At 35.1% G+C, this 14,194-nt stretch carries 17 protein-coding genes; 14 read left to right on the forward strand and 3 right to left on the reverse strand.

Features of this window, described 5'->3' with window-relative positions:
- Positions 1-363 (forward strand): CoA-binding protein, encoded by a 363-nt coding sequence (locus Q5N74_RS16435; RefSeq protein WP_304390089.1) that lies wholly within the window; start codon positions 1-3, stop codon positions 361-363.
- Here the strand turns inward: Q5N74_RS16435 and Q5N74_RS16440 are convergent.
- Positions 340-1,776, reverse strand: coding sequence for a sodium:solute symporter (locus tag Q5N74_RS16440; protein WP_304390090.1), 1,437 nt, complete (start codon positions 1,774-1,776; stop codon positions 340-342). The two genes, Q5N74_RS16435 and Q5N74_RS16440, sit on opposite strands and share 24 nt — an antisense overlap.
- 119 nt (positions 1,777-1,895) lie before the next feature.
- On the opposite strand from Q5N74_RS16440, the gene recR reads away from it, so the two are divergent.
- From recR to Q5N74_RS16500, 12 genes are all read left to right on the forward strand, one after another.
- Complete coding sequence (recR, locus tag Q5N74_RS16445) at positions 1,896-2,513, forward strand: recombination mediator RecR (protein WP_304390091.1); 618 nt, start codon at positions 1,896-1,898, stop codon at positions 2,511-2,513.
- Between the two features lie 7 nt (positions 2,514-2,520).
- Positions 2,521-3,633 carry a glycosyltransferase family 2 protein gene (locus Q5N74_RS16450; protein WP_304390092.1) on the forward strand — a complete coding sequence of 371 codons (1,113 nt, stop codon included), beginning with the start codon at positions 2,521-2,523 and terminating at the stop codon, positions 3,631-3,633.
- 74 nt (positions 3,634-3,707) lie between these two features.
- A complete protein-coding gene (locus tag Q5N74_RS16455; protein ID WP_304390093.1) occupies positions 3,708-5,030 on the forward strand; it encodes a dihydrolipoamide acetyltransferase family protein in 1,323 nt (440 codons plus the stop codon).
- A 105-nt stretch (positions 5,031-5,135) separates the two neighbouring features.
- On the forward strand, positions 5,136-5,912 hold the full coding sequence (locus Q5N74_RS16460; RefSeq protein WP_304390094.1) for a 3'-5' exonuclease: 777 nt from the start codon (positions 5,136-5,138) through the stop codon (positions 5,910-5,912).
- Between the two features lie 79 nt (positions 5,913-5,991).
- Positions 5,992-6,603, forward strand: a complete 612-nt coding sequence (locus Q5N74_RS16465; protein ID WP_304390095.1) for a fumarylacetoacetate hydrolase family protein — start codon at positions 5,992-5,994, stop codon at positions 6,601-6,603.
- Positions 6,604-6,945 (forward strand): Hpt domain-containing protein, encoded by a 342-nt coding sequence (locus Q5N74_RS16470; RefSeq protein WP_304390096.1) that lies wholly within the window; start codon positions 6,604-6,606, stop codon positions 6,943-6,945.
- Positions 6,945-8,195 carry a competence/damage-inducible protein A gene (locus Q5N74_RS16475; RefSeq protein WP_304390097.1) on the forward strand — a complete coding sequence of 417 codons (1,251 nt, stop codon included), beginning with the start codon at positions 6,945-6,947 and terminating at the stop codon, positions 8,193-8,195. Before Q5N74_RS16470 ends, Q5N74_RS16475 begins: the two co-directional genes overlap by 1 nt.
- 84 nt (positions 8,196-8,279) lie before the next feature.
- Positions 8,280-8,516, forward strand: coding sequence for a 50S ribosomal protein L28 (gene rpmB, locus Q5N74_RS16480; protein WP_304390098.1), 237 nt, complete (start codon positions 8,280-8,282; stop codon positions 8,514-8,516).
- A gap of 25 nt (positions 8,517-8,541) precedes the next feature.
- Entirely contained in the window at positions 8,542-8,724 is a 183-nt protein-coding gene (gene rpmG / locus Q5N74_RS16485; RefSeq protein WP_042500020.1) for a 50S ribosomal protein L33, read from the forward strand.
- 6 nt (positions 8,725-8,730) lie between these two features.
- A complete protein-coding gene (locus Q5N74_RS16490; RefSeq protein ID WP_117176235.1) occupies positions 8,731-8,883 on the forward strand; it encodes a DUF4295 domain-containing protein in 153 nt (50 codons plus the stop codon).
- A gap of 395 nt (positions 8,884-9,278) precedes the next feature.
- Entirely contained in the window at positions 9,279-10,232 is a 954-nt protein-coding gene (ftsY, locus tag Q5N74_RS16495; RefSeq protein WP_304390099.1) for a signal recognition particle-docking protein FtsY, read from the forward strand.
- A 93-nt stretch (positions 10,233-10,325) separates the two neighbouring features.
- Entirely contained in the window at positions 10,326-10,793 is a 468-nt protein-coding gene (locus Q5N74_RS16500) for a DUF3291 domain-containing protein (protein ID WP_304390100.1), read from the forward strand.
- A gap of 83 nt (positions 10,794-10,876) precedes the next feature.
- Here the strand turns inward: Q5N74_RS16500 and Q5N74_RS16505 are convergent, their stop codons facing one another.
- Positions 10,877-11,935 (reverse strand): serine hydrolase, encoded by a 1,059-nt coding sequence (locus tag Q5N74_RS16505; protein ID WP_304390101.1) that lies wholly within the window; start codon positions 11,933-11,935, stop codon positions 10,877-10,879.
- A gap of 131 nt (positions 11,936-12,066) precedes the next feature.
- Here Q5N74_RS16505 and rimO point away from each other — a divergent pair, with 131 nt between their 5' ends.
- Positions 12,067-13,374 (forward strand): 30S ribosomal protein S12 methylthiotransferase RimO, encoded by a 1,308-nt coding sequence (gene rimO / locus Q5N74_RS16510; RefSeq protein ID WP_304390102.1) that lies wholly within the window; start codon positions 12,067-12,069, stop codon positions 13,372-13,374.
- Positions 13,375-13,384: 10 nt separating this feature from the next.
- Here the strand turns inward: rimO and ttcA are convergent, their stop codons facing one another.
- Positions 13,385-14,173, reverse strand: coding sequence for a tRNA 2-thiocytidine(32) synthetase TtcA (ttcA, locus tag Q5N74_RS16515; protein ID WP_304390103.1), 789 nt, complete (start codon positions 14,171-14,173; stop codon positions 13,385-13,387).
- Between the last annotated feature and the right edge of the window lie 21 nt (positions 14,174-14,194).

Genomic DNA, 14,194 nt, shown 5'->3' on the forward strand with positions numbered 1-14,194 from the left:
ATGAATAAAAAAACATTGGTGTTTGGGGCATCTTTAAACCCAAGTAGATATTCTAATCTTGTAATTAATAAATTGGCAAGTCAAACTATTGAAACTGTGGCTTATGGTTTGAAAAAAGGAACGGTTGCTGGTGTCACTATTTCAACAGAATTAATGCCTTTTGAAGATGTGCACACCATAACCTTGTATCTCAACGCAAAGAACCAACAACCATATTATGATTATTTGGTGTCGTTAAAACCGAAGCGCGTTATTTTTAACCCAGGAACAGAAAATCCTGAGTTTTATAATATTTTAAAGGAAAACAATATTTCTTTTGAAGTTGCTTGTTCGTTGGTATTACTTTCTACGAATCAATATTAAGCCTAGAAAGGTTAGAAATCCGTTCAATATTAAAATGAAGAATCCGAATTCGAAACCAAGCCATTTTTCACTATTCACACTTATGACGTAAGATAAAACAGGAGATAGAATGGCTATGATAGGCACTAACTTATCTTTAACCTGCCATTTTGTGAAAAGTCCGAAACTGTAAAGACCTAATAGCGGACCGTAAGTGTAACCTGCAAAAACAAAGAGTTTGGCGATAACGCTTTCATCTTTAATAATGTATTTAAAGGCTACGATAACCAATATTAAAAGCAGTGAAATTAATATATGAATGCGTTTTCGAATGCTTACCTGCTTAGGTTTGTCATATTTCTTTTCAATGTCTAAAATATCAATACTGAATGATGTGGTTAAAGCTGTTAAAGCACTATCGGCACTACTATAAGCCGCTGCAATTAAGCCAATAAGAAAGAAGATGAAGATGCCAACACCTAAATGGTTTTTCGCTAGTAGCGGGAACAATTCATCTTTATGTGCATCGATACCCAATTGTTGTGCGTAAACGGTTAAAAGTAGGCCTAAACTTAAAAATATAAAATTGACGATCGTTAAAACAATCGTAAACCAAAACATGTTTTTTTGTGCGTCTTTAAGCGATTTACAGGTTAAGTTTTTTTGCATCATATCTTGGTCTAAACCAGTCATAACAATGGCTATAAACGCACCAGATATAAACTGTTTCCAAAAGTAATTGCTAGATTTAAAATCATCGAAAAAGAAGGTTTTCGATAAATCGCTATCTAAAACATAGCCTAAAAGGTTGCCGCCACTTATACCCAAATCACTACTTACATAATAAATGGAAACACCTACCGCAATAAGCATGAATAGGGTTTGAAGGGAATCGGTCCAAATAATGGTTTTTATACCAGATTTAAAGGTGTACAACCAAATTAAAGCAACCGTAATGGTTACGGTTTGCCAAAATTGGACGCCCAATTCATCAAATAAAATAATTTGTAACACATTAGCAACTAAGTACAATCTAAAACTGGCTCCAACAATACGTGAAATTAGAAAAAACGAAGCACCTGTTTTATAGGCATAGTTTCCAAAGCGTTCTTCTAGATAGGTGTAAATAGAGGTTAAGTTAAGCTTGTAATATAAAGGGAGTAGCACGGTTCCAATCACTAAATACCCCACAATGTAACCTAAAACGACTTGCATGTAGCTAAATTGTGAAGCTTCAATCCATCCAGGAACAGAGATAAATGTAACTCCAGATAAGGAAGCTCCAATCATTCCGAAAGCAACAATATACCATGGTGCCGATTTATTTGCCTTAAAAAAAGCATCGTTAGAGTCTTCTTTTCCAGTGAAATAAGATATTATAATTAGAACTCCAAAATAGGCAGCAATAAGTAGAATAATTTGTGTAGCGCTCATGTGTTTAGATTAGGTTGCCAAAATACAAAATTAGTTTGCAGTCTTCAGTTTAATACCTAGATTTTATTCTTTTGTAAAGGCTTCTTTTAATTGTGCTAAAAAGTATTAAATTCGCAGCTATGGAATTTTCATCAAAACTACTTGAGCGTGCCGTTAACGAAATGTCGCAGTTACCAGGAATTGGTAAACGCACCGCATTACGTTTGGTTTTACATATGCTTAAGCAGCCTAAAGAGCAAACAACTGCACTGGCAGAGGCTTTACAAACCATGCGAAATGATATCAAATTTTGTAAATCCTGTCACAATATAAGTGATGTTGAGTTATGCGAAATTTGCTCAAATCCCAAGAGAGACAAAACACTTGTGTGTGTGGTTGAAGATATTCGTGATGTTATGGCTATTGAAAACACCAGTTCGTTTAAAGGTTTATACCATGTTTTAGGTGGTAAAATTTCACCTATGGATGGGGTAGGACCACACGATTTAAACATCCTCTCTTTAGTGAATAAAGTGAAAGAAGGTGAAATAAAAGAACTGATATTCGCGTTAAGCTCTACCATGGAAGGCGATACAACCAATTTCTACATTTTTAAACAAATACAGGATTATAAAGTGTTTACATCTACAATAGCAAGAGGTATTTCCGTGGGCGATGAATTGGAGTATGCTGATGAAATTACGCTAGGTAGAAGTATTGTGAATAGGGTTCCGTTTGAATCGTCTCTAAAACTATAATGAACTGTTGAAGTTATCCATTGTCATACTAAACTATAATGTCCAGTACTTTTTAGAGCTTTGTTTAAAAAGTGTGCAAGCAGCTATAACTACTATAGATGCGGAAATTATTGTAGTTGATAATAATTCTGAAGATGGGAGTTGCCAAATGGTAAAACGCCTATTCCCTGAAATTCTATTAATTGAGAATAAAGAAAATTTCGGATTTTCAAAAGGAAATAATATTGGTGTAGCTCAAGCCAAAGGCGACTATTTGTGCATTCTAAACCCAGATACGGTGGTTGCAGAAGATACGTTTACCGCGCTTTTAAACTTCGCAGAAAGCAAAGAAAACCTTGGTATTGTTGGTTGTAAACTTATAAATGGAGCAGGTGTTTTTCTTCCTGAAAGCAAACGAAACATTCCTTACGTGCATGCTGCTTTTAAAAAAATATATGGGAATTCAGAAGCCTATTACGCGAATCATTTAAGTGAAAATGAAACAGGTAAGGTTGATATCCTAGTGGGCGCTTTTATGTTGATGAAACGAGACATCTATCATAAAGTACAAGGCTTCGATGAAGATTATTTTATGTATGGTGAAGATATCGACTTGTCCTATAAAATATTAAAGTCGGGTTGCGATAATTATTATTTTGGCGACACAACCGTTATTCATTATAAAGGAGAGAGCACTTTAAAAGATAAACATTATGCGCGGCGTTTTTATGGTGCTATGCAAATATTTTATAAAAAGCATTTTAAGAAAAACGTATTTTTCGATATGTTTGTGTGGCTTGGTATTAGGCTGGTATATTTGGTTAGAATATCACCTGTAAAAGGAAAAAAGGAAGTAAATGCGTATGTGTTTGTTTCCGATAAGATCAATAGTGAACTGCAAGCAGTTTTACCTAAAAAAATGAGTTTACAAGCTAATATGAATAACCTTGAAAAGGGCACCGAAGTTATTTTTGATGGAAACACATTAAGTTATAAAGATATTATCGTCATGATGAGTGACGCAGAAAAAAATAAATCAATTACCTTTAAAATAGTGCCAAAGCAAGCTAATTTTATGCTAGGTAGCGATAATGCTATAAGTAGAGGTGAGATTGTTATTATAAATAAGTTTTTGTTGTAAATAATTTAAAGAAATCAATGTTTTTTAAGTAATTTTGCAAACATAAACTAAAAAAGAAGTATTACGTTATTGATATGGCAAAGTTTGAGCTTAAATTACCCAAAATGGGAGAAAGTGTTGCAGAAGCAACTATAACGTCTTGGTTAAAAGAAGTAGGAGATACTATAGAACTTGATGAAGCGGTATTTGAAATCGCAACCGATAAGGTGGATAGTGAAGTGCCAAGTGAAGTAGAGGGTGTTTTATTAGAGAAGCTTTTCAATGTAGATGATATTGTGCAAGTAGGGCAAACCATCGCTATTATTGAAATAGATGGTGAGGATGATGGTACCGAAGAGGTTTCTGAAACAATTTCAAGTGAATCGTCTACTGAAGAAATTAAAGCGGCTGAGTTTGTGAGTCAATCGATAGCAGAAGCTAAAGAAACCATAACTCCCGTTGTTTCTAGTGAAGATCGTTTTTATTCTCCACTAGTTAAAAATATAGCTAAGGCAGAAGGTGTTTCTCAGCAAGAATTGGATAGTATCGAAGGTACGGGGATGGATAATCGCGTTACTAAAAATGATATTTTAAGTTATATTCAAAATAGAGGAGGTAAAGTTGTAGCGCCTAAAGTTGAAGCTCCAGTAGCTAAAACAGCACAGCCAGCTAAACCAAAACCAACGCCAACACCGGTTACAGTAAGTGGTGAAGATGAAATAATAGAAATGACTCGAATGGGCAAAATTATTGCACATCATATGGTGGAGTCCGTTCAAACATCGGCACACGTGCAAAGTTTTATTGAAGCTGATGTTACCAAAATTTGGAATTGGAGAAAAAAAGTTAAAGATTCATTTTTTAAACGTGAAGGTCAAAATTTAACCTTTACACCTATATTTATGGAGGCGGTTGCAAAAGCACTGCGTGATTTCCCAATGATGAATATATCACTACAAGGTGATACCATTATTAAAAAGAAAAACATCAATCTAGGAATGGCAGCATCACTTGCCGACGGGAATTTAATAGTACCTGTAATTAAAAATGCCGACCAACTTAATTTAGTAGGTATGACAAAGCAGGTAAATGATTTAGCAACCCGCGCACGTGCCAATCAATTAAAACCAGATGATATTCAAGGAGGAACTTATACAGTTACCAACGTAGGTACTTTTGGTAGTATTATGGGAACTCCAATCATTAGTCAACCTCAAGTTGGTATTTTAGCTTTGGGAGCGATACGTAAGGTGCCAGCAGTGATAGAAACCAGTGAAGGCGACTTTATAGGTATTCGTTACCGCATGTTTTTATCGCACTCTTATGATCACCGTGTGGTTAATGGTGCTTTAGGCGGACAATTTGTAAAAGCCGTTAAAGATTACCTAGAAGCTTGGGATAGTAATAGGGAAATATAATCTTAATCATTATAAAATTTAAAAACCTAACCGTAAAACGTTGGGTTTTCTTATTTTTGTAATTGGCTAAGTAAAGTCAGATTATTCAACAGAAAAATAAAAGTAATGAATTTAAACCTCACCAAACCCATTTGTTTTTTCGACCTTGAAACAACAGGAATCAATATAACCCATGACCGCATCGTGGAAATGGCTGTTTTAAAAGTATATCCAAACGGAAAGGAAGAAAATAAAACATGGTTGGTAAATCCAGAAATGACAATTCCACAGGAGGTTATTGACATTCATGGTATAAGCAATGAAGACGTAGCTGATAAGCCAACGTTTAAAGAAATTGCAAAAGATGTTTATAATATGATTAAAGATTCCGATTTAGGAGGCTTTAATTCTAATAGATTCGATATTCCATTATTGGCAGAAGAATTACTGCGCGCTGAGGTTGATTTCGATATGAAAAATCGTGTGGCTGTAGATGTGCAAACCATTTTTCATAAAATGGAACAACGTACTTTAAGTGCTGCTTACAAGTTTTATTGTCATGAAGAACTAGAAGGTGCCCATGGCGCTGAAGCGGATACTAAAGCAACCTATGAAGTGCTAAAAGCGCAAATTGCTAAGTATGATGAAATTGAAAATGATACTAAATTTTTAGCTGAATTCAGCTCTAGAAAGCAATTTGCAGATTTCGCAGGCTTCCTAGCTTTTAATAAAAAAGGTGAAGAATGTTTTTCTTTCGGAAAGCATAAAGGCAAATTAGTTACAGATGTTTTAGAAAATGAACCTGGGTATTTTGGCTGGTTATTAAATGCCGATTTCCCGTTGTACACCAAAAAAGTACTTACTGCTATTAAGCTAAGAAGTCTGAATAATAAATTAGGATAATTTAGTCGCAGTCGTAGTTTACGGATTAGTTTCAAAAAAACTATCAACCCAAGGAGTCTAACAATCTAATATATCTAGAATGAAAATCATTTGCATCGGTAGAAATTACACCGAACATATTAAAGAGTTGCAAAACGAAAAACCAACAGATCCGGTGGTGTTTTTAAAACCAGACACCTCTATTCTACTTAAAAAACAGCCCTTTTTTATTCCTGATTTTTCAAATGATGTGCATTATGAAGTAGAGATCTTAGTTAGAATCAATAGAATAGGGAAGCATATCGATAAAAAATTTGCTCATAAATATTATGAGGAAATTGGCTTGGGAATTGATTTTACAGCACGCGATGTGCAAAGTGAGTTAAAAGCAAAAGGCTTACCTTGGGAAAAAGCAAAATCGTTTGATGGTGCTGCGGTTGTTGGTAAATGGTTGCCAGTGTCAGATTTTAAAGATGTAGATACGATTGAGTTTTCTTTAAAAAAAAATGATAATATTGTACAATTAGGAAATACAAGCCATATGCTTTGGAAAATTGATGAATTGATAGAATATGTGTCAAAATATTTTACTTTAAAGATAGGAGATATTATATTTACGGGAACTCCGGCAGGCGTTGGTAAAGTGCTTGCAAATGATAAACTAAAAGGATTTATAGAAGACAAAGAAATGTTTTCAATAACAATTAAATAAATGGAACAACATTACAAACTATTTAGGGTACGCGAGTTAGCAGATAATGATGAAGATTTTATCGCAACTTTAGCTGAAGCTTTTTTGGAAGAAGTGCCAGAAGACGCAGAACGATTAAAGATAGCAGTAGCAGCAAAAGATTATCACGATGCTTACCAAGCAGCGCATAAAATGAAACCAACAGTCGATTTATTCGAAATGGGGGTGCTTGATGTTTTAATAGAAGTTCAAGATTGGGGTAAATTTGAAAAAAGAGATTTAGATATTTCTTCACAATTAGCTATTGTTATTTCGGCTGTAGAAAATACAGTTGCCGAAATAAAAGCAGATTTTAATTTATAATGTTAGCTGAAATAATCACCATAGGCGACGAGCTTTTAATAGGTCAAGTAATTGATACCAATTCTGCATTTATAGCAAAACATCTTAATAAAATAGGCATATCGGTATATCAAATAACATCGGTTCAAGATGATAAAACACATATACTTAAGGCCATTAAAGATGCTGAAAATAATGTGGATATCGTTATTCTTACAGGTGGTTTAGGGCCAACAAAAGACGATATTACCAAAAAAACCATCGCTGAATATTTTAATGATACGCTTGTTAACGATCCTTCCGTTATAGAAAATATCGAAGAACTCTGGAAACATTATTCAGGAGGTTTACTGCTTCAAGTAAATCGCGATCAAGCACTCGTACCTTCCAAAGCAACCGTACTCATGAATAAATTGGGTACAGCGCCAGGTATGTGGATGGAAAAAGATTCTAAAGTTTTTATTTCACTTCCGGGTGTGCCTTTTGAAATGAATGCTTTAATTGAAGAGTCTGTTATTCCAAAGCTAAAAGAAAAATACAATTGCCCATATATTTTACACAAAACCTTATTGGTGTACGGCATCGGTGAGAGCGCGTTAGCTGAACGTATTGAAGCTTGGGAAGATGCCTTGCCTAAAACCATTAAACTGGCTTATTTGCCAAGTTTAGGTAAGATGAGGTTGCGTTTATCATCCAAAGGTTTCAATGTTCAAGAAGTTATAGACGGTGTTCAAAAGGAACTTGATAAAGTACTTCCATTAATAAAAAACGAGTTTGCAGGTTTTGAGGAAGAAGATGGCTCGGTGGAAGTAGTTATTGCAAAACAATTAAATAAATTAGGAAAAACATTAGCCATCGCAGAAAGTTGTACGGGCGGTATGATTGCCGAACAATTTACGGCACATCCTGGAGCTTCAGCTTACTTTAAAGGAGGCGTTGTAACCTATTCAACAGAGTCAAAAGTTAACGTTTTAGGCGTTTCAAAAAAAGATATTGACGCGTTTTCGGTGGTAAGTAAGCAGGTTGTAGAGTCTATGGCGAGCAATGCATTAAAAATTTTCCAGTCAGATTTTGTCGTGGCAACAACGGGAAATGCAGGGCCAACAAAAGGCGATTCAGAAGCTGAGGTTGGTACCGTTTATATTGCTATTGCTACAAAAAACGGTGTTTATTCAGAAAAATTCATGTTAGGAAATCACCGAATAAAGGTGATAAATAAGGCTGTAAATAAGGCCTTAGAAATGCTTCTAAAAGAAATTTTTAAAAATTGATATAAATTAGGTTGTTGTAATGTAAAGAATTTGTATATTTGCACCTCGATTTTAAGCAACAAAAGAAATTTAAAGTTATAAATAATGTCAAGAGTTTGTGAACTTACAGGTAAGAAGGCAATGGTTGGAAACAACGTGTCTCATGCAATGAATAAAACTAAACGCAGATTTAATGCGAATTTAGTAAAGAAACGTTTTTACATTCCAGAAGAAGACAGCTGGATAACTTTAAAAGTTTCTACATCTGCTTTAAAAACTATCAACAAAATAGGTATTTCTGCAGCAATTAAGGATGCAAAATCTAAAGGATTTTTAAAATAATAGCTGTATATAATAAGTTAAAAAAATGGCAAAGAGAGGTAATAGAATACAAGTAATATTAGAATGTACAGAGCATAAAGAGTCTGGTCAAGCAGGAACTTCAAGGTACATTACTACTAAAAATAAAAAGAATACGCCAGATAGAATGGAGATTAAGAAATTTAATCCTATCCTTAAGCGTATGACAGTTCATAAAGAGATAAAATAATAAGTCATGGCAAAGAAAACAGTAGCATCGTTACAAACATCTTCTAAAAGATTAACTAAAGCGATTAAAATGGTAAAGTCACCTAAAACAGGTGCTTACATGTTTGTTGAATCAATCATGTCTCCTGAATTTGCAGACGACTTTTTCAACAAAAAGTAAAAAACAAGCTTTTTAAAATATACAAAGCTGCTTTCTTTATAGGAAGCAGCTTTTTTATGTTTATATTTGGGAGTCGATTACTGCCATAATAGCAGTTGAAATAAGTGGTAAGACTTTTGACAATACAATTAAGGCATTACCATAAGGAACTAGATTGGAGTTTACTCTGAGTGTTGTTGAAGTGCTGTATCTTTTTAAAACGTTGTTGTAAGGACGAAGAACTAGGCTATTTGTCAGTTTCTAATCATTACAATATTTCATTTAAAATGGATTAAAATGGTATCACTTGAAATACAGAGTATTCATGATTTACTATTTGTTAAAATAGAACACATGAGTAATCCTTAACACAGATGCCTAAACACATAAATAAACCAACTAATTAACCTAGAAACATGAGTTTTTTTAAAAAAATATTTTCCTCAGAAAAAAAAGAAACCTTAGATAAAGGCTTAGAAAGAACAAAAACCACTTTTTTTGATAAATTAAGTAAAGCGGTTGCTGGAAAATCTAAAGTAGATGATGATGTTTTAGATAATCTGGAAGAAGTTTTGGTTTCTAGCGATGTGGGCGTCAATACGACGCTAAAAATAATAGGGCGCATTGAAGAGCGTGTTGCTAAAGATAAATACTTAGGAACCGACGAGTTAAATAGCATTCTTCGCGAAGAAATAGCAAGCTTATTAAGTGAAACGAATTCGGGTAACGACTCGGAATTCACAGTACCTCAAGATAAAAAACCACACGTTATTATGGTGGTTGGCGTAAATGGTGTAGGTAAAACAACGACCATTGGTAAATTAGCGTTTCAATTTAAAAAACAAGGACTTAATGTTGTTTTAGGAGCTGCTGATACCTTTAGAGCAGCTGCGATAGACCAACTTCAAGTTTGGGCAGATCGTGTTGATGTGCCATTAGTAAAGCAATCTATGGGGTCCGATCCTGCTTCTGTGGCGTTCGATACCTTAAAAAGTGCAGTAACTCAAAATGCCGATGTGGTTATTATAGATACCGCTGGGCGTTTACACAACAAAGTTAACCTAATGAATGAGCTTACCAAAGTAAAACGTGTGATGCAAAAGGTGGTTGCCGATGCGCCTCACGATGTTTTATTGGTTTTAGATGGTTCTACAGGTCAAAATGCATTTGAGCAAGCAAAACAGTTTACAGCAGCCACAGAGGTCACTTCATTAGCCGTAACCAAACTAGATGGTACTGCAAAAGGTGGTGTTGTGATTGGAATTTCAGATCAATTTAAAATTCCTGTTAAATATATTGGAGTAGGCGAGGGTATAGAAGACTTGCAAGTGTTCAATAAATTCGAGTTTGTCGATTCTTTTTTTAAGTAAAATTCCTGTTCAGAAGTCGTTTTTTTTTTGTTTTCTAGAGGATGCTTGTCCTATAATTGAAATTAAAAACAAGAGGCTGCCAATTTTTATATAATGACTAAAGAGTATCAAATTGCTGAAATCAATATTGCCCGAATGAAAGGGGTGAGTATGGATGATCCAATTATGAAAGAGTTTGTCGATAATGTCAATGCAGTAAATGAAATCGCTGAAAAAAGTAACGGTTTTGTATGGCGGTTACTCGATGAAGATAAAGAGGCTGCTAACTTCAGCCCATTTACAGATGAGCAAGTGATTATAAATATTTCAGTTTGGGAAACTATCGCGTCTTTAGAAACGTTTATGTACAAGACCTTTCATTCTGATTTTTTAAAAAGAAGGAAGGAATGGTTTTATGCCTACGGAAAAGTAGCTACTGCCATGTGGTGGATTCCGAAAGGAGACGTACCAACGATTCAAGAAGCTGCAGAAAAGTTAGAATACATTCAGAAAAACGGACCTTCCGAAGTTGCATTTAGTTTTAGATATCAATTTCCTAAACCGGGAGAAGAGAAAAACTAAGACATAAAAATTAGTGTTTTTTTCACGCCAGGTTTCATATATAGATTGCTTTGTAAAATGAAGTTTAAAGAATCTAATGCGATTTAATCCATTAGCGCATTAAGTTTTTCCCACAAGTCGTTATCGAAATTAGATAGCGCAAAATTAGAGTCTTCCGCCTGTTCCCCCATTCTAATAACCACTAATTTTTTACTTGGTACCACATAAATTTTCTGATCGTTTTTACCCAAAGCAGCATACATGTCATCTGGTGCATTTGGTATAAGGCTTCCGCTAAATTCTAACTGACTTTGTGGTAAATGGTAGCTCGATTTGCCATTCAACCACCATAAATAGCCATAAGCTTCATTAATAGTTTGTGAGGTGTTTGTGGCTTCATTTAAAAAAGATTCCGGCACAATTTGGGTATTTTCCCATGTACCATTTGCATACATCATCAAACCAAAACGCGCCATACTTCTGGTATTACTTCCATAAACACTTAAACCACCCACATTAAACCACTGCCCCGTCATGCCTATTTTATTTCTTAATTGGGTATTGAAATAAGTATTCCAAGTTTGATTACTCGCTGCAGCTACCACATCTTGCATTTTCACATACACATTGTGGTAAGCCCATCGGGAGCCAGCATCTGCGGTGTATTGCAAATTTTCAGGCGATACATCATCTCCTAAAGTATCATCCAAACCCGAATTCATCGCCAGTAGGCTTTTACAAGTAATGAGGTTTTCTTTTTGAAGTGGAGCGCTGGTCCAACCTGTTCCCAAATAATCAGAGACTTTATTGTTGATATTTATCAAGCCTTGGTGCTGTGCAATTCCAGATACGACTGTGGTTAATGTTTTGCCGGCACTTGCCCAGTACCACGAAGCGCTTTTGTCATGTCCGTTAAAATAATTTTCGCTAACAATGCGTCCGTTATAGAGTATAATGAAACTTTTGGTGTTTGTGTCTTCTAAAAAAGATAGTAAAGGTTGCAGTGCGTTCGCGTTCCAACCCAATTCTGTGATCGATTTAGTTTCCCAAGTTTCCGTGTTTATTGGCGGAAAGTATAGTGCAACATCTTCAATAGCGGTGTCTTTTGAACAGTTTAGAAAAGACATAGTTACCAAAAAGGCTAAAAAATAGAGGCGATTCATAAGGCAGATTTTAATAATAGGACGTTCAAATATAGTAAAGGTTTAATGAATTAGGTTGAAAGCTTAAATATCGTCCATCTTAAATCATTAATCTTAAATCATTCCGTATCTTTGCACACTTAAATTTTGGTATGAGAACGAAATCGCTTAAAAAGAATAAAATCAACGTAGTAACACTAGGGTGTAGTAAAAATGTTTACGACAGCGAAGTGCTAATGGGACAGTTAAAAGCCAGTGGTAAAGACGTGGTTCATGAAGAAGAAGGTAATATTGTTGTCATTAATACCTGCGGATTCATTAATAACGCCAAAGAAGAGAGCATAAATACTATTTTAGAATTTATGCAGAAGAAAGAAGATGGTGAAGTTGATAAGGTTTTTGTAACCGGTTGTTTAAGTGAGCGTTATAAGCCAGATTTGCAAAAGGAAATCCCGAATGTAGATGCCTATTTTGGTACAACAGAATTACCCGGTTTATTAAAAGCTTTGGGTGCCGACTATAAGCACGAATTAATTGGTGAGCGTTTAACAACCACACCAAAAAATTATGCCTATTTAAAAATTGCCGAAGGTTGCGACCGCCCGTGTAGTTTTTGTGCCATCCCGTTAATGCGTGGAAAACACAAAAGTACGCCTATTGAAGAAGTGGTTATTGAAGCTGAAAAGCTAGCTGCTAAAGGTGTTAAAGAATTGATTTTAATTGCCCAAGATTTAACCTACTACGGGTTAGATTTATACAAAAAACGAAACCTTGCCGAATTATTAGAAGCCCTAGTAAAAGTGGATGGAATCGAATGGATTCGTTTGCATTACGCCTTCCCAACAGGATTCCCTATGGATGTGTTGGAGGTGATGAACCGCGAACCAAAAATTTGTAATTATATAGATATTCCATTACAGCATATTTCAGATTCTATTTTGAAAAGCATGCGTCGTGGTACTACCAAAGAGAAAACCACCCAATTACTTAAAGATTTTAGAGTAGCGGTACCGAATATGACCATTAGAACCACCTTAATTGTAGGTTATCCTGGTGAAACGGAAGAAGATTACCAAATACTAAAAGAGTGGGTTAAAGAGATGCGTTTTGAGCGTTTGGGTTGTTTTACTTATTCTCATGAAGAGAACACACATGCTTATAATTTAGAGGATGATGTGCCAGAAGACGTTAAGCAAGAACGTGCTAACGAAATCATGGAAATTCAATCTCAAATTTCATGGGAATTGAACCAAGCGAAAATAGGGGAGACCTTTAAAGTAGTTATCGACAGAAAAGAAGGTAATTATTTTGTGGGACGTACCGAATTTGATTCGCCAGATGTTGATAACGAAGTTTTAATTGATGCCAGCAAAACCTATATGAAAACAGGTGAGTTTGCAACTGTTAAAATTACAGAAGCAGCAGATTTTGATTTATTTGCCGAAGTTGTTACCGCGTAATTAAAACGACCTATACCAAAGCATCGTCGTTAGAAACCATATCTTGAAGCAACGAAAAGTCGTAAATTTTACGATCTAGTAAATGCGACGGCGATACATTTTGCAAAGCATTCATCATAACAGAAGTTCGATCTGGGAAATCCGTTTCCCAGTCGGCTATCATTTGTTTTACTTTTTTGCGTTGTAAATTCTCTTGAGACCCACATAAATTGCAGGGTATTATAGGGAAATTCATGTATTCTGAATACACTTCAATATCCTCTTCTTTACACAAAGCAAGCGGTCTTAAAATCACCAAATCGCCCGCATCGTTTTTAAACTTAGGAGGCATCGCTTCTAATTTACCAGCGAAAAAGAAGTTCAATAAAAACGTTTCTATAATATCGTTTCTATGGTGGCCTAGGGCTAGTTTATTGCAATTTAAATTCTTGGCAGCTTCGTATAAAGTGCCACGTCGCAACCTAGAACACAAACTACAGGTTGTTTTGCCTTCGGGTGTTTTTTCCATGACCACCTTGTAGGTGTTTTTCTCTATAATTTTATAGTCTACACCTAAATTACTTAAGTAAGTAGGCAACACCTCTACAGGGAACCCTGGTTGTTTTTGGTCTAGATTTACCGCAATAATTTCAAAAGAAATAGGCGCTACTTTTTGAAAGTGTAGCATCATATCGAGCATGGTATAACTGTCTTTTCCACCAGATAGGCAAACCATAATACGATCGCCGGCTTCTATCATTGAAAATTGTTCTAAGGCTTCACCCGTAGCACGAATTAATTTTTTTGTAATCTGTTGCATAGTCTCCATGGCTGCAAAAGT

Source organism: Mariniflexile sp. AS56, assembly GCF_030552475.1.
GTDB lineage: Bacteria > Bacteroidota > Bacteroidia > Flavobacteriales > Flavobacteriaceae > Mariniflexile.